Genomic DNA, 22401 nt, shown 5'->3' on the forward strand with positions numbered 1-22401 from the left:
GGTAGGCGCCCCGGCGCCCGCCCGTGACCGCGGCCCCGGATTCGGCGCGGGCCCGGCCCCGGTACCGCGCCCCGATCCGGGCCCGCGGCCGGGGAGGGCGGCGCCCGCGGCACCGCCCCCGCCTCTAGACTCGCCGGCATGTCCGGAACCGCCTCCCGGCGCCCCGCCCGGCTCCGCGAGCCGGCGGCGCCCTCGCTGCCCGATCGGCTCGGGCCCGCCGCCCTGCCCGGCCACGGCATCGCCGACGACGCCGTGCGCACCGCGCTGGACTACGGCGGCCTGGACCTGTCCGCGCTCCGGGCCGAGGACCCGGTGGTCGACGGCTGCCGGTTCGACCGGACCCGGCTCGCCGGGACCGTCCTGCTCCGCGCCGAGGTCTCCGACACCGAATTCCGCGGCGCCGACCTGGCCGGCGCCCGGTTCCCGGACGGGGCCTTCTCCACCACCGCGTTCCTGCGCAGCAGGCTCACCGGCGCCGCCTGGACCGAGTGCGGGCTGCGCGAGGTCCTCTTCGAGGGCTGCAAGGCCGACCTGGCGTCGTTCCGCTTCTCCCGGTTCACCCGGGTGGTCTTCCGCGACTGCGACCTGCGCGAGGCGAACTTCCAGCGCGCGGACCTGCGCGGCGCCCGGTTCGAGGGCTGCCGGCTGGAGGCCGCGCAGTTCAGCGGCGCCTCGATGGCGGGCACCCGGTTCACCGGCTGCGAGCTGCACGGCATCGGCGGCGCCGCCGCGCTGAAGGGCGCGATCGTGGGCGGCTCGGACGCGCAGAGCCTGCTGCGCGTCTTCGCCTCGGCGCTGGGCGTCACCGTGGAGGACTAGGACCCCGCGGACCCGCCGGGCGGCCGCACCGGTGCGCTGTCCCGGCCGCGCCGCCGGCCGCTGAGCTCGGCGTCGAGCGTCCGCTGCGCCTCGCGCATGCCCTCGATGTGGACGGGGTCCTCCATCCGCTCCCACATCCGCTCCTCGGTGACGTCCTCGACGTGGGCGGTCACCCACCAGATGTTGCCGAAGGGGTCCTTGACCCGGCTTCCGCGCTGGCCGAAGGCGTTGTCCATGGTGCGGGTGACGACCCGGGCGCCGGCCGCGACGGCCCGCGCGCACGCCTCGTCGGCGTCGGGCACGAACACGCGCAGGAGACTGGGCATGACGGGCCAGTCCGAGTGCCGGTCGAAGGCGAGCACGACGGTGTCGCCGACGCGGATCTCCCCGTGGCCGATCTTGCCGTCCTCGGTGGGCACCCGCCCGATCTCCACGCCGCCGAACGCCTCGGCGACGAAGTCGAGGAAGGCGCCGGTGTCGTCGGTGACGACCCACGGTGCGACCGTGGTGTACCCCGCCGGTGCGGCACTGGCCTGCTCGGACATCGCGATCCCTTCGCCGGTGTTCGGTGTCGGGGACGATGGTGGGCGGGAACCCGGTCCGTACGTGTCCTGAATGGCGCCGCCCCGGACGCCGGGGCCGCGAGCGGCGGCCCGGCTCCCGGAGCCCCGGGCGGAGCCGCCGCGGAGTACCGTTGCGGTCCTCCCCGAAGAACCGGACGCTCGGAGGTCGCATGCCGGACAAGGCCCCTCGGGAACGGACCGTGCTCACCGGCCCTGACGGTGCGCCGCTCCTCGACTACCTGGACCGCTCGGCCGGAGACGCCCGGGTCGCGGCCTCCCTGCGGCCGCTCGGCCCCGGGGCGGCCCGCGCCGCCGCCGAGCGGCTGGCGGGGTGGCGGGTGGTCGCCCCGGAGGAGTTCGCCCGGGAGCTCGTCGGCCTGGGCGGGAGGGCGACCCGGCGGGCGCACGAGATGCGCCGGCCGCTGGCCTCCGACCCGCCGCCCGCCTCCTGGCCGGACCTGGCGCCCGAGGCGGGCGGGCTGCGGATCACCCCGCTGGACCGGACCCCGGAGGAGGTGTTCCGGGCCCTCGACGCGGCCTTCCCGCCCGGCCATCCGGACCGGCCCGCCGACCGCGACGACCCGGTCGAGAAGTTCCGGGCGCTGCTCATGCTGCTCGGCGGGGCGGTCCTGGGGCCGGTGATGGGGCTGAGCGCGCTCGTGGTCGACGAGGAGCGCCCCGAGGGCGACCGGGTGGCCGCCGGCCTGATCCTCAACGACCGGTCGGACGACGTGCCGTGGATCGGCGAGGTGTTCCGCCGCCCCGAGCCGCGCTACGCGGGCCTCGGCGGGCTGCTGCTCCGCCGGGCACTGGCCCGCGCCTCCGCCGCCGGCCTGGCCGAGGTCGGCCTGGCGGTGACCGCGGACAACCCGGCCAAGCGCCTCTACGACCGCCTGGGCTTCCGCGACCAGGGCGTGTTCACCACGGTGCTGCTCCCAGAGCGACCGGACTGACCGCTCCGCCGGAGAGTCCGGCAGCAGGACACACGGCGCGGAGACCGAGCGCGGAGTTCCCCGCCCCGCACACCCGGGCCGACCGGACAGCACCGGCCGCGGCCCTCCCCGCCGATCGCCAGAAGGAGGCGCCGCACGGGGCCCGGCGGCAGGACACACGGCGCGGAGACCCGGAGCGAATTTCCGCGCCTTGCGCACCCGGGCCGGCCGGACGGCGCCGACCGCGCCCCTCTCCGCCCGATCAGGAGGAGGCGCCGCGCCGGGCGATGCGGCCGGCGACGGCGCGGTACAGGGTGCGCGGGATTCCGCGGAGCAGCCCGTCGGCGGCCCGGTACTGGGCGCCCGGGACGACCGTGCCGCGGCCGGCCGCCCAGGCCCGCAGCGCGTCCCGGACCACCTGCTCCTTGGGCACGAAGGCCAGGTCGGGCAGGCCGCTCTCCTGCACGCCGCGGGTCATGTCGGTGCGGACGAACCCGGGCAGCACGGCGGTGACGTGCACCCCGTGCGGGGCGGTCTCCGCCGCGACCGACTCGCTCCACCGGGTCACGAAGGACTTGGCGGCGCTGTAGACCGAGCCGCCCGGGTTGACCGGGAGCTCCCCGGCCAGCGAGGACACGTTGATCACGCCGAGCGGGCGGCCCGGTCCCTCCGCCGCGCGCCGGGCGATCTGCACCGGGAGCACCGCGCCGGCGAGCCGGAGCACCGCGCGCACGTTGAGGTCGATCATCGCGTCGACGTCGTCCGGGTCCTGCTCGGCGAAGACGCCGCCGTCGCCGCGGCCGGCGTTGTTCACCAGCAGGTCGATCGGGGCCCGGTCGCCGGTGCCGTCGGCGGCGAGCCGCCCGGCGGCGGTGCGCACCCCCTCGGGGCTCCCCAGGTCCGCGGGGAGCACCTCGGTGCGGACGCCGTACCGGTCGGCCAGCTCTTCGGCGAGCCCTTCCAGCAGCTCGGCCCGGCGGGCCACCAGCACCAGGGCGTAGCCGCGCTCGGCCAGGTCGCGCGCGAACCGCTCACCGATGCCGCTGGAGGCTCCGGTGACGAGTGCGGTCCGGGGATGGGAGGTGCCGCTCATCGATGCTCCTTCCGAGGGGCCCGACCGGCGGGCCGGGACGGGTCGGTCGCCTCGGGAGGGCCCTGACCCGCGGCGCCTTCCGGGGCCCTGCGGCCGCGGGCGCGCGGGAGGGGGCGCCGGCGGGGTCCGGTACGCCCCGGATCGTCCCGAGGGGTATCCCAGTTTGCGGCACGGCGGGCGGCCGCCGGAACGCGGGCCGGGCGGCGTCCCGGCCCGCCCCTCCCTGAACTCGTGACCCGCGACGGACCCGAGACCGGCGCCGGCCTGCCGGCCGCCGAACTGCGCGCTGCCCTGCGGGAGAGGCGGACACCGCCGAGCGGCCCGCCGACCGCCCGGACCGGCTCGGCGGCGGGGACGGAGACGGCCGGGCCCGGCGGCGCCCCGCGGAGCCCGGCCGGAGCCGGACGCGGGGGAACCGGGGCCCGGCGGGACGCTCCCGGACCTGCACCGGCCCGGCGACCGGTCTCCGCATGCGGCCTGGTGCCTGCGGCCGGAGCGGGGCGGCGCAGCGGTCCGAGCGGGCCCCGCCGACCGGCCGTCCAGCGGATGATCCGGGGCGGGTTCCCCCCTCCCGCGCGGGGCGGCGGGCGGTTAGGGTCCGGGAAACAGAATCCGGTTCGGCTCTCGGGCCCGCCGCGGCAGGCCCGGCCCGAAGGGAGCAGGTGTGCCGATGCGGCCCAGCCAGGAGACCCTCGACTTCCTCGAACTCATGACCCGCAACGGACCCGAGATCGGCGCCGGCCTGCCGGCCGCGGAGCTGCGCGCCGCCCTGCGGGAGGGGCGGACGCCGCCGAGCGGCCCGGAGATCGCGCTGGTCCGCGCGGCCGAGGCGCCCGGCCCCGCCGGCCCGGTCCCGCTCCGGCACTACCACCCGGAGCCCGGCGCGGTCCTGCCCGGCGTCGTCTTCTTCCACGGCGGCGGCTTCGTCATCGGCGACCTGGACTCGCACGACCACGTGTGCCGGATCATCGCGGCCGGCACCGGCGCGTCGGTGGTCTCGGTGGGCTACCGGCTCGCCCCGGAGCACCCCTTCCCCGCCCCGGTCGACGACGCCTTCGCCGCGCTGCGCTGGATCGCCGCCAACGCCGGGGAGTTCGGCATCGACCCCGGGCGGCTGGCGGTCGCCGGGGACAGCGCGGGCGGCTGCCTGGCCGCGGTCACCGCGCAGCTGGCCCGGGACGCCGGCGGCCCCGGCCTGGCATTCCAGGCCCTGGTCTACCCGGTGGTCGACTGGACCGCGGACGAGACCGGGGAGCGCTATCCGTCGTACCGGGAGAACGGTCAGGACTACTTCCTCACCTCCGGCGCCATGGGCTGGTTCGCCGACCAGTACCTCTCCTCCCCCTCCGACGCGGAGGACCCCCGGTGCTCGCCGCTGCTCGCCGGCTCACTGGCGGGCCTGCCGCCGGCGCTGGTGCTCACCGCCGACTTCGACCCGCTGCGCGACGAGGGCGAAGCCTACGCGCGGGCGCTGGCCGCGGCCGGCGTCCCGGCCACCACGGTCCGGATCAACGACGGATTCCACGGCATCCTCGGGTTCGGCGCCTTCCTCGGCGCCGCGCGGCGGGCCGAGGCCGCGGTCAACGCGGCGCTCCGGCACGCCTTCGCCGCAGCGGGCTGAGCACCGCCCCACCGGGTCCGGGGCGGCGGATCCGCCGCCCCGGACCCGGGACACCTGGCCGGACTTCACACGTTCCGAACAGGACACGTACTAACGTGCTGCGCATGGCAGCGACAAAGAGTCCCTCCGACGCTTTCCGCATCGACTCCCGGCTGCGCGACGCCGGGCTCTTCCTGCGCGAGGCCCTGCGCACCTTCCGGGCGACCGGCTCGGTCGTCCCGAGCAGCCCCGCGCTGGCCGCGGCCCTCACCCACCACCTGGTCGAGCGGGACGATCCGTCGGCCCCGCTCTCGATCCTGGAGGGCGGCGCCGGCACCGGACCGGTCTCCCGGTCCATCGCCGCGAACATGCGCCCCGGCGACACCGCCGACCTGGTCGAGGCCAACTCCGGAATGGCGGCGCACCTGCGCACCCTGGTGGAGACCGACCCGGACTTCGCCGCGGCCCGGGACCGGATCGAGGTGCACGACCGGCTGGTCACCGAGATGGGGCCGGACCGCCGCTACGACGTGATCATCTCCGGCCTCCCGTTCGCCAACTTCACCGCCGGGGAGGTCCGGGAGATCCTGGACTACTACTTCACCGTGCTGCGGCCGGGCGGCCGGCTGTCGTTCTTCGGCTACCTGTACACCAAGGAGGTCAAGGCGGTCATCGCGCCCCGGGAGGACTACCTCCGCCAGGCGCGCTCCTCCTGGGTGGTCGAGGAGTGGGTGAACCGGTACGGCGTGCGCACCGACCGGGTGATGGCCAACATCCCGCCGGCCTGGATCCACCACCTGCGCAAGCCCCGGGACTGATCGTCAACTTTTATTGACAACTCCACACCGTCCCCCTATCGTCAGCTTTAGTTGACGGTCAACTTTTGTTGACCAGTCCTGACGATAGGGGGACGATCATGTTCGAACGGTTCACCGAGGGCGCCCGCACCGCCGTCACCGGCGCGCAGGAGGCCGCGCGGGAGCTCGGCGACGGCCGGATCGGCACCGAGCACGTGCTGCTCGGGCTGGCCGGCCGGGCGGCGGGGAGCGCGGCGCGGGCGCTCGCCGAGCACGGCGCCGGACCGGAGGAGCTGCGCGGCGCCGTCCGCGCACTGGACCGCGGCCACCCGGCGCCGCGCCGGGGCCTGTTCGGCGGGCGGCACCTGCCCTTCACCCGGACCGCGAAGAAGGCGCTGGAGCTCGCGCTGCGCGAGGCGATCCGGCTGGACCGCCGCGGGACCTCCATCCGCACCGGGCACGTGCTGCTCGGCCTGCTGCGCGCCGAGGGCCGCGGCACCGAGGCCCTGGCCCGCCTCGGCGTCGACCGCGCGGCCCTGCGCGGCACCGCCGAGCGGCTGCTCCGGGAAGCGTGAGGCCGGCCTGGGGCGGGCGGGGGTGTTCCTCGGCCCGCCGCGCCGCGGCCCGCCCCGGCGCGGCGGCCTGCCCGGACCGCCCCGCCGGCACCGCCGTCCGCCGCCCGCGCAGGAGTCCCGGACCGCCAAGGGCCCGGCCGGGACCGGGAAGACCGCGCCCCGCGCCCCGCGCGGCGCCACCGCCGGCCGCCCGGTAGCGGTGGGGGCCGGCTCAGCCCCCGGCGGCCGCGGGCCGCAGGGAGAGCCGGCCGCCCGGCCCCTCCACCGCCACCGAGAGGCCCGGCGGGCCGGGGCGGACCGGGACCGGCAGGCCCAGCGCGGCCAGCGGCCCCTCCGCGGCCCCCGGATCCGGGTGGTGCAGGGTCGCCGCCACCGGGCGGACCTCCGGCAGCCCCGAATCGGCCGGATGCGGCGAAGCGCCCCAATCGATGAGGAAGGGCACCGCCCCCGGACGGACCGCGTCCGGATCGGTGAGCCGCCATTCGAGCAGGGCGCCGCCGGGCATCCGGCGGCTCATCGGAAGGACCTCGCCGGGGTTGTGGCCGGCCGCGCGGGCGCGGCGCACCGCGCCGTCCAGGTCGGGGGTGCGGACCGCCCAGGTGACCGCTCCGGGGCCGGGCAGCCCGTCGATGCCGAAGGGCCGCGGGCGCCCGGGGTCCTCCTGCTCCGGGTCGGGGCCGATGATCTCCAGATAGGCCCTGCCGCCCAGACCGACCAGCAGGTTCCGGGTGCCTCGGCCGGGGTGCGCGCCGCCCGGCGCGGGCTCCACCCCGGTCTCTTGGGCGAAGCGGCGCGCCGCCGCTTCGAGATCCGGTACCGCGTAGACGATGTGGTCGAGTTCCGCTCCGTCAGGGAAGGGGAGAATGTCGTCCATGGCGACCATTCTCCGGTGCTGAGCCCCGCCCGGGGCGGCATCCGCCCTTCTCCCGGGGTGCGCGCCCCGGCGGGGCGGGCCCGCGACCGGCGGGAGGGAGCGGTGCGGGCGGCCGGCCGCGGGGCCGCGTCGCCGGGAGAGCGCAGGCGGAGAGCAGGGGTCCTGACCGGCGACCGGCGACGGTCCGCCGCCGAAAGGCGAAGAGAGATGACACTTCCGCACAGACCCGCGGGGCCGGGCTTCGGCCCGCCCCTCCGGGACCGGACGGGACCGCCTCCCCGCTTCCGGACCGCCTCCGCCGAGGACGTCCGCGCCGCCCTCGCGGACCTCGCCGGCCTCGGCGGGTTCTTCCCGGTCCCGGCGGCCGGGGAGGAGCCGGCCGGGACCGGGGAGGAGGCGGGCTGGCGGCCGCTCGCCGGGCTGCGCGAACCGGCCTACCTGGACGGGCGGGTCGAGGCGACCCGCCGCGTCTTCGCCGGGCGGACCGGCATCGCCCCGGAGGAGGTGCCGCCGCGCATCGCCGCCTCCGTGCTCCACCTGGGCATCGCCGAGCGGCTGCTCTCCCCGGCGATCGGCGCCGCGGTGCTGCACGGCGTCGTCCCCGACCCGGGCGCCTGGCGCTGGCGCCCGGCGCCGCGCGGTCCGCTGCCGCTGCTGGCGGGCGGCGGGGGCGCGGCCGTGCCCGACCCCCAGGCCGACCCGGCCGGCGCCGCCGAAGCGCTGGCCGCCGGCTACCTGGACGGCCTGGTGGAGCCGGTGTCCCGGGCGGTGGCCTCCCGGGTCGCGGTCTCGCCCCGCGTGCTGCGCGGCAACGCCGCCTCGGCGTTCGCGGGCGCCGTGCGCCACCTCTCCGAGGCCCGCCCGGAGGCCGCCCCCGGCGCGTCCGCCCTGCTCCGCGCGGTTCTTTCCCGCCGCCCGCTGAACGGAGCGGGGCGCCTGGACGGGAGCGGGCGCTTCACCCGCCGCAGCTGCTGCCTCTACTACCGCCTCCCCGACGGCGGAAAGTGCGGCGACTGCATCCTGCTCCGCTCGGGCGAGTCCTCCCGCTGAACCGGCCCGCCCCGGAGGCCCCCGCACCCCGACTCGGCACCGACGGGCCGCCCGGTCCCGGAGCGGTCACCCGGGCGGTCCGAACCCCCGGCCTGAACGGTGCGGTGCGCCGCGCCCGCGCGGCCGGCCGCGACCCCGGCGGGGCCCTCCCGGGAGGCCGAGGCGCGGAAAGGGCCGCACGGGCGACCCGCCGCCCGTTCTGCGGGGCGGTGCCTTCCGGACCGCCCCGGCACGGCGGGCCGCCCGCTCACGGGGGTGCGGAGACGTCCCGGCCGCGGTGTGCGCCGCGGCCGGGGACGCCCTCCGCAGGGGCCGGGGTCCTCTCCGTCCCGGAGGAGACCCCGGCGGCGCCTGGTCCGCGGCGGGCCGCGGCCGGTGGCGCCTGCCCGGCACCCGCCCCCGGAGGGAGCCGGGCGCACCGGCGCGCCGTCCCGGTCGGGCCGGGCGGCGCAGCAGGCCGCCCCGGCGGCGATCGAGCGGGGTTACCGCCGCCGGGGCGGTCCACCCGTAAAGAGGAGGCGGGACGCCGCACGTCCCGCCGTGTTATCCGTTCGTTACCTGTTTTCTCCGGGACGGCCCGCCGCGCGGCGGTCGGGGGTCACTCGGCGACCGTGAACCGCAGGCTGATCGCGTCGTAGTAGTTGTAGACGGTCACCAGGGAGGAGTCGTCCTCCGGCGGCGGGTCGGGCTCGCCCCACCAGCCGGCGGCGCCGTCGTCCCAGTTCTCCGCACCGAGCTGGAAGGTGTTGCCCTCCGGGTCGGCCTCCTCGGTGACGACGTAGTAGGTGCCGTCGGGGTGCTGGAGGAAGCGGAACATCTGCCCCTCCCGGTCCGCCCGGCAGGGGCCGTGCGCGACCGCCTCGCCGTCGCCGCCGCCCGAGCCGTAGTCCAGGCAGCCTCCGGTCTCCGCGTTCCGCAGCCAGGTGCGGTCGTCGCCCGGCTCCGGGGCGAAGGTCTCCCACACCTCGTCCTCGCCGCCCGCGCAGGCGCGCAGCACCACCTGCTCCCCCTCGGGCCGGATGCAGGCCCCGGTGCCGGCGTTCACCAGCCGCGCCTCGTCCGCCCCCGGCCCCAGGTCGTCGCCCTGGACCCGGGAGGGGTCGGTTTCGTCCTCGTCCTTCCGGTCCTCGCGCTCGTCCTTCTCCTCCCCGCCCTCCGGCGTCTCCTCGGTGACCGAGTCGGGGGCGGGCTCCTGGGAGGCCGCTCCGGGGGCCGGCGGCGCACCCCCTCCGGTGCCCGCCTCCACCCGGTCGGTCGCCGCCGCGCCCGGGTCCGGCCGGCCCGCGTCCGGTGCGGGGACGCCGCCCAGCACGGCCGCGCCGCCGATCACCGTCGCGGTGCCCAGCGCCGCCGCGCCGGCCAGCAGCGGACCGGACGACATCTTGCCCACCGCCAGCGCCGAACCGGCCCCGGCCACGCCGACCGCGCCGCCGACCGCGGCGGTGGTGTGCAGGGCGGTGGCGCCGGCGAACGGCCCGGCCCAGAGCAGCACCGCGGCAGGCAGCACCGCGCGCATCCGCCGGTTCATCCCGGCCAGCTCGGCGAAGGCGGCCCGGCAGCGGGGGCACTCGTCCAGGTGCCGGCCGAGGGCGCGCTTGGGGCGCTGCCTGGCGCGGCGCACCTCCGCGCCCATCAGCGAGGCGTACGGCAGGCACCCGGCGTCGGCCGTCGCGGCGTGCGCCGTCAGATAGGCCTCGCGCAGCCCTTCCCGGGCCCGCGAGGCCAGTGAGCCGACGCCGCTGGCGCCGATGCCGAGCAGCGGGGCGACCCGGCCGGCCGCCTCCCCCTCCACCTCGGTGTGCCAGAGCACGGCCTGCCAGCGCTCCGGGAGCGACCGGAAGGCGGCCCGCACCATGCCGCCGTCCTCCTGGCGGAGCACCCTCTCCTCGCCGCTCTCCTCGGCCGGGGCCTTCTCCAGCCAGCGCTCGAAGTCGGGGGCCAGCTCGGTCCGGCGCTCGGTGCGCGCCCACTCGGCGGCGGTCCGCCGGACCACCGCCAGCAGGTAGGGCCGCCACGCCTCCCCCGGCCCGCCGCCGCCCCGCACCGCCTCCAGGGTCCGGGTGAACGCCTCCGAGGCGAGGTCCTCGGCGGTGTAGGGGTCCCGGCAGCAGGTCTTGGCGTAGACCAGGACGGCCTTCCAGTGCCGCCGGTAGAGGCCGTCCAGCGCCGCCGAGGCCCGCTCCCCGGAGCCCCGCAGCGCGGCCCCGAGCACCGCATCCGACCCGCCCTGCCGACCGCTCTCCGGCCCGGCCTCGGTCTCGGTCATGTCTCTCCGCCCGTGCTCGACGCGCCGCTGTGGACCTCCGCCATTGTGGAACGTCGCCCACTCCTTGAAAAGGGCGGATCAGGAGACTCTCATCGCCCTCCCGCCCCCTTCCGCACACCACTCCCGGAAACGCCCCGCTCACCCCGCGTGTCCGCGATCGGACACCGGATCACGGAACCGGCGGCCGCCGTCGGCCGTCGGGAAGGGCGAGCGGCGCACCCACGAGGAGAGGCGGCCCCATGCCCGTGCCCGACGACGGACTCCGCGCCTCCGACCGGGAGCGGGACGCCGCCCTGGACCGGCTGCGCACCGCCTACCGGGAGGGGATGCTGAGCGGCCCCGAGCACGAGCGGCGGGTCGGGGAGGCTCTCGCCGCCCGCACCCGCGGCGACCTCGCCCCGCTCCTCGCCGACCTGCCGGACCGGGCCCCGGCCTCCCGGCGCGGCCCGGTGAGCCCGCTCCGCGCCTGGGCGCTCTTCTCCGCGATCACGTTCGTGCTCTGGGTGGCGCCCGCGACCGCCCTCGGCCTCGGCGGGCCGTCGGTGCTCGCCTGGCTCACCTGCTGCCTCCTGCTGGGCGCCCCCGCCGCCGCGGTCGCCGTGATCCGCCGCCGCCCGGGGGACTGACCCGGCCCCGCAGCGGCGATGCCCGGCACGGCTCGGGACGGCGCCCCCGCCGGGCCCCCGGCGGTGCGGCGCCGCGCCGCCGAGCGCCCGCCGGCCGCCCGGGGCCGAGCGGGACGGCCGCCTCCGGCCCGGTTCGCCTTCCGCCCCGGGGGTGGCGGAGGATGTCCCCGACACATCCCCCGACTTGATCGGAGTTCACCCGCATGGCGCGGAAGAGGGCCCTCTCGGCGACGGCGCTGCTGGCCTCCGGTGCTCTGCTGCTGAGCGGCTGCAGCACCGGCTGGTTCGGGGGCGGCGGGCCGCCCGAGGTGACCGAGGAGTTCCCCTACACCAAGGAAGGGGTCATCTTCCAGGACACCGGGCAGGACGACGAGATGCGCTTCTCCATCACCGGGCTGGAGCGCACCGACGACCACACCGTCATGTACTACGAGATCGAGTACCCGGACGGGTTCGAGGGCGCCAACCGGAACCTGAGCATGGCGCACACCCTCGTCGACCCGGTGTCCGGGCGGGTGTGGCGGCAGTACCACGACGCCGACGGCCTGAAGTACGGCTCGGTCAGCCCGAACGGCGACGGCCTCTACCCGGTGCACGACGGGGCGGTCAACGAGTACCGGCGGTACTTCCCGCGCATCCCCGACGAGGTGGAGCAGGTCACCTTCATCGGCAGCGGGCTGGGCGCGATGACCGGGATCCCGGTCCAGGACGTGGACGAGGAGCGGCCCGACCCGGAGGACCCGAACGGGCCCGACCACCTCACCGCGGACGACCCTCCGCCGAGCGGGGAGAACCTGGTCTTCGAGAACCGCCGGCCCGGCGAGGACGCCTCCGCCGACGAGGGCGAGGTGGAGAGCTTCGTCGACTCCGAGATCGCCTCCACCACCCGCGACGGGGACACCGAGACCATCTCGCTCCACTCCGACGTGATGTTCGAGTTCGACGAGTACGAGCTCACCGCCGAGGCGGAGGAGGTGGTGCGGCGCGCCGCGGCCTCGCTGGCGGCCAACGTCGACCCGGACGACCCGGAGATCACCGTCATCGGGCACACCGACGGCAAGGGCACCGACGCCTACAACCAGACCCTGTCGGAGAAGCGCGCGGAGACCGTGCGCGACCTGCTCCGGGAGGAGATCGGCGGGGACTACTCCTACGTCGTGGAGGGCCGGGGCAGCAAGGAGCCGGTGGCCCGGGAGGGCGGCCCCGACGACGAGCAGGCCCGCGCCCGCAACCGCCGGGTGGAGTTCTCCTACACCGTCACCCGGTCCAGCGAGGCCGACACCGAGGACGAGACGGACGGCGAAGGGCTGGGCGTGGCCGACCGGAACGTGAGCTGGCCGGCGCCGTTCGAGGCGGACAACGGCTCGGTGGCGGCCAGCGCGGAGAAGGACGGCGTGAAGCTGGACGTCTACCCGCTGCGCCGGGACGGCGCCTACGTGATCGGGACCGTCGACATCACCAACACCACCGACGAGGCGCTCACCCCGGACATGGGCGGCCTGGACGCGCTGCCCGCCGGCGGCCCGGAGCAGTTCAGCAAGGGCACCCTGGGCGGCTTCCAGCTCCTGGAGCCGGAGAAGGGCCTGGTGCGCTACGTGGCGCAGATGAACTTCGGCGACGGCAAGCGGAGCGGCTTCGCCGAGGAGGTGCACCGGCTCCAGCCCGGCAACACCTACGAGCTGGTCGCGGTCTTCCCGGCGCCCGCCGCCGACGTGGAGGAGATGACCCTGCGCGCCGGCCCGTTCGGCGAGCTGGAGGGCATCCCTGTGCAGACCTGACCCCCGGCGCCGGCCCTGTCCGGCGCCGGCCGCGCCCCTGGGAGGGCGGGCGCTCCGCAGCGGAGCGCCCGCCCTTCCGCGTTCCCGCGTTCCCCGCGCGCCCGCGCTCTCCCGCCCGCCCCGGGCACAGAGACCGCCCGGACGGTCCGCCCTGCGTGCCCCGCCGGTGACCCGCCGTCCGGAGGCGGCCGGCGGAGCACGGCCGAGGGCGCCGGCCCGCCCCGGACACGCGGCCGCCCCCTGTCCGGCGTCCCGGCCCATCGGCGAACCGGGCGGAGAGCGGGCCCCCCGGGCGGGGAACCCGCCGGCCGGGGCCGGTCAGCCGGGGAGCCGGTAGACGGAGACGTGCGAGCCCGACTCGGCGGTGAACTCGGTCCCGCGCCAGTCGGCGTGCCGGGACTCCGTCTCGAAGCCGGCGAGCCGGGCCATGAGGTCCAGTTCGGCCGGCCAGATGTACCGGTGCGGGCTGCGGGACAGCCGCGCCTCCCGGCCCTCGCCGAACCGGAAGTGGTGCGAGACGAGCCGCTGGTGCAGCACGTCGTAGGTGTCCATGCCGACGTAGCCGTCCTCGGAGTGCCAGACCAGGGCCTGCTGTCCGGGCGGCAGCCGCTGCAGCTCGGGGACGCCCAGCTCGACGGCGAACCGCCCGCCCGGGACGAGGTGCCGGGCGGCGTTGCGGAAGCACTCGACCTGCTCGTCCTGGGTGAGCAGGTTGGAGATGGTGTTGTAGACGAGGTAGACGAGCCGGAACTCCCCCGGTGCGCGGGCGGTGGCCATGTCGCCGAGGACGACCGGGATCGCCTCCTCGTCCGCCTTGGTGCGCAGCCGCTCCAGCATCGGCCGGGACAGCTCGATCCCGCTGACCGGTACCCCCCGCTGCGCGAGCGGGACCGCGATCCTGCCGGTCCCGATGGCGAACTCCAGCGCTCTGCCGCCCCCGGCGAGCCCGGCCAGGCGGTCCACCGCCGGCTCCACCGCGTCCGGCGCGAACATGCCGGTGCCGGGGGTGTCGTACTCCAGGGCGGTCTCGGTGTCCCAGATCTCATCCTGTCGCATGCCGCCCACCCTCACCCGGGACGGCCGGCGCTGTCGACCGGTTTTCCGGTACCCGGCGGGCGCTACTCGCGGACCCGCCGGGCCGCCTGGACCGCGAGCTGCTCCAGGTCCTCCTGGGCGACGTCGGTGTGCAGGGCGGAGGCGGTGACGTGCAGGTCGCCCGGGAGGGTCAGGATGACGTAGCGGGTCGTCCCCGCGGCGGTGGTCAGGTACTCCAGCTCGCCGTCGAGCTCGTCGGCGTCCGCGGAGTGGTAGGTGTCGCCGTACACGTCGACGTCCACCTCCCAGTTGGCCTCCTTCTCCCCGCCGGCCTCCTGGATCACCTGCGCGGCGTCGGCCGGGTCGGCGTTGAGGGTGAAGACCAGGGCCAGGACCGGGGCGCCGCCGTCGCCCTCCCCCGAGCCGGTCCACACGCAGGAGAGCTGCCGGGCGTCCTCACCGGCGCCCTCCGGGGCCCCGTCGTCCTCGCTGAGCGAGGCGCCGGCCGGGATGTACCCGCCGGCCAGCTCCTCGGCCCCGGCCTCCGCGCAGGAGGACGGCAGGTCTCCGGCGGCCTTCTCCTCCCCGGCCTCCGGGGAGGCCGACGGGAGGACCGCCCCCAGGTCCGGAAGCTCCAGGTCGCCGAGGGCCTCCTCGCCGCCGAAGGAGAGGTCGCCGCAGCCCGCGAGCAGGACGCCGGAGGCGGCGAGCACGCCCGCCAGCAGCGCGGTCCTGGACGTGGGTGCGATCGGCGGGAAGCGCATCGGGGGACTCTCCGGTTCGAAGGGAGGCGCCCGCCCCTGCGGGCAGGGGCGCGGCACGTGTACGACACTCCGCACGGTAGCAAGACCGGGGGCGCTCCCCTCTCCGGGAGCCGGGGCGCGCGGGACCGGGCCCCGCAGGCGCACCGGGCGTCTCCGGGACCCGGTCCGCGCCGTCCCGCGGAGCCCGCCGGTGTGGACGGGACGCCGCTCCGGGCGGCGAACACCGGCCGTTCCGCGGAACACCGTGGCGGTGCCGTCGGGGCTGGGCCCCGCGGACCGCCGGTGGGGGTCGGTGGACCGGGTACGCGGTCGGAGGCCCGGCGAGGCGGGCACCCCGTGGCCGGCCCCGGCCGCCCTGCCACCGGGCCGCCGGCCCGGTGGTGGAGCGGAGCACGGAACCGCCCGCAGCGGGCCCCCGTCCTGCCGTGCACTGCCGACGCGCACAGCATTGACCCCGGATATCGCGTTGTCAATATTCCGTGATCGCGAAACCGCATTCCGGCCGGTTCCGGCAACCTGGCGCTCCAGCCCGCCTCCCCACCGTCTCCGGGCCACCCGGTCCCCGAGCCCCGGGCCCAGGACGGCGTGCCCGAGGGGAGTACAGGCACCGCCAGGACGCGGGCTCACGGGGGCAGGGGTTCAAGCGGGCGGCGACGGCGAAGGTAGGAGCGGGGCCGGGCATCTCGTCCGGGCGCAGCGCCCCACGGGGCGGGGGTTCAAACGGGCGGCGAGGGCGGGGGGCGTGCCGGCCGGCCGGTCGGGCGCAGCACCCCGCGAAGTGAAGGTTCAAGCAGGCGGCGACGGCAGAGGAAGGGGCGGGGTCGGGCGCCCCGGCCGGGCGCAGCGCCTCGCGGAGCGAAGGTCCAAACAGGCGGCGACGGCAGAGGAAAGGGCGGGGCGCCCCGGCCGGGCGCGGCGTCTCGCGGGGTGAAGGTTCAGGCCGGCGGCGAGGCCAAGGGGCGTGCCGGTCGGTCGGGCGCGGCGCCTCGCGGGGCCGAGGTTCAAGCGGGCGGCGAGGGCGGGAGTGGGCCGGGGTCGGCGGGTCGCCTGCGGCAGGGCGGTGGGGCGGGTGAGGGGGCGGGTTCGCCGTTCCCGCGTCGCCCCGGCGCCGGGGCGGGCCGCCCGGCGACCACCGACACCTCCCTGACCTGGGCGAATACGGAGGGTGACGGCGGTGGGGGGCGGCCTGCGCACCGCGAGAGCACCCCGGTGATTCCCGGGCACACATCCCGGGCCGGAACGGGCCTCCCGGGGCCCGAACGGCCCCGGTCCGGGCGGCGGCCGGGGATCCGTGCCGCCCGGAAGGCCCGAAAGGCCGGGCCGGAACCCCTTGGAGGGGCGACGAGGGGGTGAGATGTCGCATTCGTCCTCCCGGCAGGCCCCACTTCGGCCACTCTGGGTGACCGGCGAGGGGGTGGCGAGGCTTCCGGGGGTGCTACTCGCTGGTAGATGTCATCGGGCCTGCTGCGGGGGTGCGCAGGGCGCCCCCGGCCCGCCCGATCCCCGCCGGCGATCCGACACAGCGGACACAACGCCCTCCACTCGCGCGGCGGGCCCGGCCCCACCACCGGAACAGCGCTTTCCTCCTCTTCCCCCTCGCCGGGCGCCCGGGGGCGGACCGGTGAACGCCGCCCCGGCCCGCTCTGCCGCACCCGACCGACCAGCCGGTCCCCCTCCCCGCCCTCGCCGCCCGCTTGAACCCCGGCCCCGCGAGGCGCCGCGCCCTACCGGCTGGCCGGCACGCCCCTTGGCCTCGCCGCCGGCCTGAACCCCGACCCCATGGGGTGCCGTGCCCGGCCGGGGCGCCCGGCCCCGCCCCTACCTGCGCCGTCGCCGCCGGTTTGGGCCCTGGCCCCGTGGGGCGCCGCGCCCGGGTGAGGCCTGCCCCCCGCCCCTGCCCTCGCCGCCTGCTTGAACCCCGGCCCCGTGGGGCGCCGCGCCCGACCGACCGGCTGGCACGCCCCCTACCCTCGCCGCCCGCCTGAACCTTCGCTCCGCGAGACGCCGCGCCCGGCCGAGACGCCCGACCCCACCCCCACCCCCGCCGGCGATGCCCCGGAGCGCGGAAGGGCTCGCCATTGGCCGTTCCTCATCCGGTCGCTCCCCGTCTGGCCATGCCTGTCTGGCCGCTCCCCGTCTCTCGGCGGGAGGACGTCCGGTGCGGCCCGGTGGCCGTGCCGAGAGGTCCGGCCGCCGGTCAGAAGGCATGCCAGCGCACCGTCGGGTCGCCCGCGCGCAGTGACGCGACCCGGCGGCGGAACTCCTCCCGGGCCCGCGGGTCGCCCGGCGCGTGCTGGGCCACCCAGGCGGCGCTCGCGGTCTCCCGGGCGCCGCGCAGCGCAGCGGCCCCCTCCCACTCGGCGTCCGCGTCGCGCCCGTAGGCCCCGGTGAACGCCCGGTACTCCGCCTCGGGCAGGCCGTACCGGTCCCGGGCCAGCGCCATCACCACCAGGTCGTGCTCGCGCAGGTCGTCGGCGAAGGTCTCCAGGTCGACCAGGACCGGGCCGTCCGGGCCGACGTGCACGTTGCGCGGCAGGGCGTCGCCGTGGATCGGGCCGCGCGGCAGCAGCGGGCGCAGATCCGCGATCCGCTCGGCGTGCTCGTCGCGCCGCCGGAGCAGGTAGGCGGCGTCGGCGGGGTCGATGTGCCCGGCCGCCGCCGCCAGCCAGCGGCCGACCCCGGCGAGCAGGTCGCGGCGGGGCAGCCGGAACGGGGGCTCGCCGAGCGCGTGCACCCGGCGCAGCAGCGCCCCGAGGTCGGCGCCGCCGGCCGGGCGGACCGGTTCGGGAAGCCGGGCCCAGAAGGTCACCGGGTGGCCGGAGACCAGCAGCGCCCCGGGGGCGCCCGGCGCGGGCCGCACCGCCGGGACGCCCTCCGCGGCGAGCCAGGCGGCGACCTCCGCCTCCCTCCGCGCCCGCTCCAGGAGCGCGGCGCCGCGCCCGATCCGCACCACGACCGGCTCCGCCGCCAGCGCGAACACCGCGTTCTCCCCGAACGCCGCCTCCCGCGCGCCCGCCGCCGAGAAACCGGCCGACCGGCACGCCTCGGCCAGCACCTCCCGGGCCCGCTCCCGGTCGAAAGGCCGCCCTTCCTGCTCCCCGTCCGCCGCCATGGCCGTCCTTCCGGTCCGCTCCCGCTCCCGCCGCCGGGGCTCCGCCGGCCCCGGGCCGGGAACACAACCTAGACCGCCGGCCGGGCGCGCACCGCTCCGGGGCGCCGGCCGCGGTGCCGCGCGCCCCGGCGGGGGGTCACCGCGGGAGGGGCACGGCCGCGTACGGGCCCGAGCGGGGGACGAGGCGGACGAAGGGCAGGCACCGGCCCAGGCGGCGGTACTCCTCGGCGGGAACCGGGGCGCCGGCCGCGCAGCCCGCCGGCGCTCCGGCGGTCCGCGGGTGGCGCTCCGCGTACCGGGCCATCAGCTCGGCGCCCTCGCCGGGCTCGGGAAAGTCGGCCTCCACCCGGAGCAGGCGCAGCCCCACCTGGACCGACGCCCGGGGCCGCACCCGCAGGTTCCGGTACCAGTCGGACCGCTCGCCGAACCCGGAGCAGACCAGGTAGGCGCCGGAGACCGGCTCGTGCTCGACCACCTCCACCACCGTCCGCAGCACCCTCCCGGAGCGGCGGGCGACGTGGGCGAGCAGCAGGAACCGCCCGCCGAGCAGCCAGCCCAGCCGCAACCGGTACAGGTGCACCGGCAGCCGGTGGCGGTGCCTCTCCAGCCCGTTCGGGCGGCATCCCCTGACCTTGTCCATCGCGGCCTCCCCCACGGCATCGCCTCCCCGGGGCGCCCTCGGGGCGCCTCTCCACCGAGGATCTGCGGCGCCCTTCCCGAAGCAAAGCCGGACACGCTCGTTTTCCCAGGTCAAAACGGTCCACTCGGGCCGGTGGGCGGCGGCTGGGGAAGAAGGGGGACGGGAGGGCTAGCAGGCCGCCGGTTCCGCCGAGTAGACCGTGGTGAAGTCCGCCCAGGTGACCATGGGGCCGTCGTACTCGGCGCGCTCCTCCTCGGTGACCACGTCGAAGATGCTGGTGAAGCCGCGCTCCAGGTAGCCGGGGCCGCCCTCGGCGGGGATCCGTCCCCATTCCCGGGTGAGGGCGGCGGCGAGGAACAGGCCGCGGCCGTCGGGGCGGGTGAGGTCGGGGGTGAGCACCCGGGCCGCGGTGCGCGGCCGGTCCGAGCACGGGCCCTGGTCGGTCACCTCCAGGTGGACCGGGCCGCCGACCAGGCCGACCAGGCTGGTGAAGACCTCGCCACCGGGCTCGCCCGAGGCCGTGTGCCGGATCGCGTTGCCGAAGAACTCGCTGACCACCAGCTCAACGGCGTCCGCGATGTCGGGGAAGGGGCGCATCGCGCGCCGCGCCCACAACCGGGCCTCCCGGCACTGGTCGGGTTCGCCGGGAAAGGTCCGGTAGGCATCGATCGTGTAGATGCCGCGGAGACCGCTCTCCGCATCCTCTGTCTCGTTCATCAGGCCACCGCCGGTCACGGCCCGCCGCCTCGGTGCAGGGCGGGCGAGGAGCGGGCAGGGAGGTACATGTCGGCCGGGACCGCCTCGCGCCGAAGGGGGTCCGACAGGCCCATGGAGCGGGACGATATCGAACTCCCCGCCCACGGACCACCACTGCCCCCACGGCGACGGGAGTCCCTGCCCCACCGGCCTTCCCAAGATCAGCGGAGTATCACCTCCCCGTGCCCGCGCGGCCCCCGCCGGCCTCCTCCGGAGGCGGTCCCGGGCGCGCCGGAAAAATCCTGGTCCGCCGGGAGAAGGGGCGGCGGGCTAGCCGACCGCCGTCGGCGGCTCCGCGACCGGGCCGCGGTCCAGCAGGGAGGTGACCTTCACCCGGGTGCTGTCGATCCACACGTCGGAGTACTCCACCGCGCGGCCGTCCCGGGTGTAGGTGACCTGCTCCAGGTAGAGCACAGGCGCGCCGGGCGGCAGGGCGAGGGCGTCGGCGACCTCGTCCCGGGCGGGCTCGGCGCTGAAGCTGCGGCGGCCCTGGGAGAGGTCCAGGCCATAGCGGCGCTCCAGGGTCCCGTAGAGCGACTCCCGGGTGAAGTCGACCCCCTCGATGCCCGGGCAGAGGTCCGCGCGCACGCAGTTGACCAGGTAGGCCAGCGGCCCCTCGGCGCCCCGGAAGACCCGGACCAGGCGCAGGCCGGGGGTGTTGGCCGGGACGTCCAGCAGCGCCTGCACGGCCAGCGGGAGCCGTTCCAGCCGGGCGCTGAGCACGTCCGTGGCGACCTCCAGCCCCTGGGCGCGGAAGTCCTCGGAGAGCGAGCGGAGCCGCTGGGCGATCCCCGGCTCGGCCTTGCCCGAGGTGACGAAGGTGCCCCGGCCGCGGCTCTGGACCAGCAGCCCCTCCTCGATGAGCCCGGCGAGCGCCTTGCGCACGGTGCCGCGGTTGACGCCCAGGCCGCGGGCGAGGTCCGGCTCGGCGGGGAGCTTGTAGTGGGCGGGCCAGGCGCCGGTGGCGATGCGCTCCCGGACCGCCCGCGCGATCTGCACGTTGATCGGTTCGGGGGCGGTGCGGGAGATGGAGGCGGCGAGCGCGGGCAGGCCGCCCGCGCCGCCGTCGGCGGCGGTCCCGCCGGTCCCCGTGCCGTCGACCACGTCGTCCCCCCATGTCCGGGCACCCGCTCCCACCAGGTGCGACAGAACCCTATCCCGGGTATAGGACCGGGCCCGCGCCCTGCTCCGCCCCCGGAGGGCGGCCGCGGGGGCGGGCCGGCGCCCGGATCAGTAGTCGCCCCGGTCCGCCCCGCCGTCCCGGCCGGAGGTCACGATGGCCACGCCGGAGCTGGTGCCCAGCAGCGAGGCGCCGGCGCCGAGCAGGGCGCGGGCCTGCTCCAGGGTCTTGATGCCGCCGGAGGCCTTGACCCGCACCCCGTCGCGCACCCGCGCGGCCAGGTAGGCGATGCTCTCCGGGTCGGCGATCTCGACCGAGCCGCTGCTGGCGTTCTTCAGGTAGGCGGCGCCGGCGTCCATCGCCAGCTCCACCGCGCGCTCCCGCTCGGCCCCGGTGAGCAGCGGGAGCTCCAGCATCACCTTGACCGGGACGCCCGCGGCGACCACCCCGGCGATGTCGTCGCGGAACTCCTTCTCCATGCCGCTGCGCAACCAGCCGACCTGCACGCCCATGTCGATCTGGGCGGCGCCGGCCGCGGCGATGGCGCGGGCCTCGGCGGCCTTGCCCGCGGAGGTCATCACGCCCACGGTGGGGAAGTCCAGCGCGGAGGCGACGGCGATGCCGGTGCCGCGCAGCACCTCGGCGGCGAGGCCGACCCAGGAGGCCGGGATCATCGCGGCGTTGAAGCCGTATCGGGCGGCCTCCTCGCAGTGCGCGACGAGGTCGTCCCGGGTCATCCCCGCGGAGATGGCGGTGTGCTGGATGTAGGGGGCCAGGGAGGCGGGGTCGGAGTGGTCGGTGGTGGCCACGGTGGTGTCCTCTTCTCGGTTCATCGTTGCGGTGCGCCCCCGGCGAGGAGGGCCTCCAGGTCGGCGGGGCGGCCCAGGCCGGGCAGCACCTCGTGCCGGGTGACGGCGAACGCGCCGGCCGCCGCGGCGTAGCGGACGGACCGCTCCAGGTCCCACCCGGCGCAGACGCCGACCGCGAAGGCGGCGTTGAACGCGTCGCCGGCGCCGGTGGTGTCGGCGACGCGGGGCGGGCGGACGGCTTCGACGTGCAGCCGCTGCGTCCCGTCGTCGGCGTAGGCGCCGTCGGGGCCGCAGGTCAGCACGGTGGTGGCGGAGGGGAAGCGGCCGCGGAGCGCGTCCAGCAGCTCGCCGGGGCCGGCGTCCGGCCCGAGGCCGGTGAGCAGCCGCGCCTCGCCCAGGTTGGGGGTGAGGTAGTCGACCAGCGCGGTGTCGGACTCCGGCACGTCCCGGGCGGGCGCCGGGTTGAGCAGCGTCGGCGTGCCGTGCTCGCGGGCGGTGGCCAGCGCGGCCGAGACCGCCTCGGCGGGGATCTCGTTGCAGGCCATCACCAGGTCGGCGGCGGCGATCGGCCCGGCGAAGGCGCGCACGTGCTCCGGGGCGAGCTCGGCCAGCGCCCCTTCGGCGATGACGATCCGGTTCTCCCCGCCGTCCTCGACCATGATCACCCCGACCATGGTCGAGGCCCGGCCGGTGAGCACCGCGCCGGCGTCCACGCCCTCGGTCCGCCACAGCTCGCGGGCCTGCTCGCCGTAGGGGTCGGGGCCGACGGCGGTGAGCAGGGAGGTGCGGGCGCCCAGCCGGGCGGCGCCGATGGCCTGGTTGGAGCCCTTGCCGCCGGGGCCCGCCGCGAACACGCCGCCGGCCAGGGTCTCCCCGGGGCCGGGCACCCGCGGGGTGCGCATGGTCAGGCCCGCGCCGTAGCTGCCGACGACCGCGATCCGCATATCCTCACCCGTTCCGAACCAGGGGGTAGACATCTATATACATTCTTACCCGACCCATGGCGCCCCCGCTACCGGGGACCTGCACGCGAGGGGACGAATTGACGCACGTCAGATCCGTAACATAGCGTTCTGCGAGGACGATGGAAGCAGGCCCCGCCGCACTGCGGGGCCGGGCGATCAGAGTCGACAATCCATGGACACATCACGGCTGGCCGCGCCCGCGGGCGGCCGCGGCGCAGCGCCCCGGA

At 77.3% G+C, this 22401-nt stretch carries 20 protein-coding genes; 8 read left to right on the forward strand and 12 right to left on the reverse strand.

Going from position 1 to position 22401, the window contains the following annotated elements; all coding sequences use genetic code 11:
* Positions 1-138: 138 nt before the first annotated feature.
* Positions 139-819, forward strand: coding sequence for a pentapeptide repeat-containing protein (locus J0910_RS29610; protein ID WP_420161802.1), 681 nt, complete (start codon positions 139-141; stop codon positions 817-819).
* Here J0910_RS29610 and J0910_RS29615 read toward each other — a convergent pair.
* Entirely contained in the window at positions 816-1364 is a 549-nt protein-coding gene (locus tag J0910_RS29615) for a VOC family protein (protein WP_420161803.1), read from the reverse strand. The two genes, J0910_RS29610 and J0910_RS29615, sit on opposite strands and share 4 nt — an antisense overlap.
* A gap of 188 nt (positions 1365-1552) precedes the next feature.
* Here J0910_RS29615 and J0910_RS29620 point away from each other — a divergent pair, with 188 nt between their 5' ends.
* Positions 1553-2335 (forward strand): GNAT family N-acetyltransferase, encoded by a 783-nt coding sequence (locus J0910_RS29620; protein ID WP_420161804.1) that lies wholly within the window; start codon positions 1553-1555, stop codon positions 2333-2335.
* Positions 2336-2576: 241 nt separating this feature from the next.
* Here the strand turns inward: J0910_RS29620 and J0910_RS29625 are convergent, their stop codons facing one another.
* Entirely contained in the window at positions 2577-3407 is an 831-nt protein-coding gene (locus J0910_RS29625) for an SDR family NAD(P)-dependent oxidoreductase (RefSeq protein WP_420161805.1), read from the reverse strand.
* Between the two features lie 670 nt (positions 3408-4077).
* Here J0910_RS29625 and J0910_RS29630 point away from each other — a divergent pair.
* The 3 genes from J0910_RS29630 to J0910_RS29640 all read left to right on the forward strand — a co-directional run bounded on the left by J0910_RS29630 (position 4078) and on the right by J0910_RS29640 (position 6379).
* Complete coding sequence (locus tag J0910_RS29630) at positions 4078-5028, forward strand: alpha/beta hydrolase (RefSeq protein WP_420161806.1); 951 nt, start codon at positions 4078-4080, stop codon at positions 5026-5028.
* A 104-nt stretch (positions 5029-5132) separates the two neighbouring features.
* Entirely contained in the window at positions 5133-5825 is a 693-nt protein-coding gene (locus tag J0910_RS29635; protein WP_420161807.1) for a class I SAM-dependent methyltransferase, read from the forward strand.
* A 98-nt stretch (positions 5826-5923) separates the two neighbouring features.
* The gene (locus J0910_RS29640) at positions 5924-6379 is read left to right on the forward strand and encodes a Clp protease N-terminal domain-containing protein (protein ID WP_420161808.1); all 456 of its coding nucleotides are present in this window, start codon (positions 5924-5926) and stop codon (positions 6377-6379) included.
* Between the two features lie 211 nt (positions 6380-6590).
* On the opposite strand, the gene J0910_RS29645 is transcribed toward J0910_RS29640, so the two are convergent.
* Positions 6591-7253 carry a VOC family protein gene (locus J0910_RS29645; RefSeq protein WP_420161809.1) on the reverse strand — a complete coding sequence of 221 codons (663 nt, stop codon included), beginning with the start codon at positions 7251-7253 and terminating at the stop codon, positions 6591-6593.
* 207 nt (positions 7254-7460) lie between these two features.
* Here J0910_RS29645 and J0910_RS29650 point away from each other — a divergent pair, with 207 nt between their 5' ends.
* Positions 7461-8303: a (2Fe-2S)-binding protein gene (locus J0910_RS29650; RefSeq protein ID WP_420161810.1), complete on the forward strand. Its 843-nt coding sequence runs from the start codon at positions 7461-7463 to the stop codon at positions 8301-8303.
* Positions 8304-8901: 598 nt separating this feature from the next.
* Here J0910_RS29650 and J0910_RS29655 read toward each other — a convergent pair.
* Positions 8902-10569, reverse strand: coding sequence for a sigma-70 family RNA polymerase sigma factor (locus tag J0910_RS29655; RefSeq protein ID WP_420161811.1), 1668 nt, complete (start codon positions 10567-10569; stop codon positions 8902-8904).
* Between the two features lie 239 nt (positions 10570-10808).
* Here J0910_RS29655 and J0910_RS29660 point away from each other — a divergent pair, with 239 nt between their 5' ends.
* Together J0910_RS29660 and J0910_RS29665 are read left to right on the forward strand one after the other, a co-directional pair.
* The gene (locus J0910_RS29660) at positions 10809-11195 is read left to right on the forward strand and encodes a DUF1707 SHOCT-like domain-containing protein (RefSeq protein ID WP_420161812.1); all 387 of its coding nucleotides are present in this window, start codon (positions 10809-10811) and stop codon (positions 11193-11195) included.
* 203 nt (positions 11196-11398) lie between these two features.
* Positions 11399-12973 carry an OmpA family protein gene (locus J0910_RS29665; RefSeq protein WP_420161813.1) on the forward strand — a complete coding sequence of 525 codons (1575 nt, stop codon included), beginning with the start codon at positions 11399-11401 and terminating at the stop codon, positions 12971-12973.
* A 318-nt stretch (positions 12974-13291) separates the two neighbouring features.
* Here the strand turns inward: J0910_RS29665 and J0910_RS29670 are convergent, their stop codons facing one another.
* The 8 genes from J0910_RS29670 to J0910_RS29705 all read right to left on the reverse strand — a co-directional run bounded on the left by J0910_RS29670 (position 13292) and on the right by J0910_RS29705 (position 22186).
* On the reverse strand, positions 13292-14029 hold the full coding sequence (locus J0910_RS29670) for a class I SAM-dependent methyltransferase (RefSeq protein ID WP_420161814.1): 738 nt from the start codon (positions 14027-14029) through the stop codon (positions 13292-13294).
* Between the two features lie 62 nt (positions 14030-14091).
* Complete coding sequence (locus tag J0910_RS29675; RefSeq protein WP_420161815.1) at positions 14092-14772, reverse strand: hypothetical protein; 681 nt, start codon at positions 14770-14772, stop codon at positions 14092-14094.
* A 2197-nt stretch (positions 14773-16969) separates the two neighbouring features.
* On the reverse strand, positions 16970-17884 hold the full coding sequence (locus J0910_RS29680; protein ID WP_420161816.1) for a phosphotransferase enzyme family protein: 915 nt from the start codon (positions 17882-17884) through the stop codon (positions 16970-16972).
* 136 nt (positions 17885-18020) lie between these two features.
* Positions 18021-18524, reverse strand: coding sequence for a nitroreductase family deazaflavin-dependent oxidoreductase (locus tag J0910_RS29685; RefSeq protein WP_420161817.1), 504 nt, complete (start codon positions 18522-18524; stop codon positions 18021-18023).
* Positions 18525-18692: 168 nt separating this feature from the next.
* Positions 18693-19241, reverse strand: a complete 549-nt coding sequence (locus J0910_RS29690) for an ATP-binding protein (RefSeq protein WP_420161818.1) — start codon at positions 19239-19241, stop codon at positions 18693-18695.
* A gap of 309 nt (positions 19242-19550) precedes the next feature.
* Positions 19551-20384, reverse strand: a complete 834-nt coding sequence (locus tag J0910_RS29695) for a GntR family transcriptional regulator (RefSeq protein WP_420161819.1) — start codon at positions 20382-20384, stop codon at positions 19551-19553.
* 126 nt (positions 20385-20510) lie between these two features.
* Positions 20511-21233 (reverse strand): deoxyribose-phosphate aldolase, encoded by a 723-nt coding sequence (deoC, locus tag J0910_RS29700; protein ID WP_420161820.1) that lies wholly within the window; start codon positions 21231-21233, stop codon positions 20511-20513.
* Complete coding sequence (locus tag J0910_RS29705) at positions 21230-22186, reverse strand: ribokinase (protein ID WP_420161821.1); 957 nt, start codon at positions 22184-22186, stop codon at positions 21230-21232. Before J0910_RS29705 ends, deoC begins: the two co-directional genes overlap by 4 nt.
* Positions 22187-22401: the final 215 nt, after the last annotated feature.

It is taken from the genome of Nocardiopsis oceanisediminis, from assembly GCF_048595525.1.
Taxonomy (GTDB): domain Bacteria; phylum Actinomycetota; class Actinomycetes; order Streptosporangiales; family Streptosporangiaceae; genus Nocardiopsis_A; species Nocardiopsis_A oceanisediminis.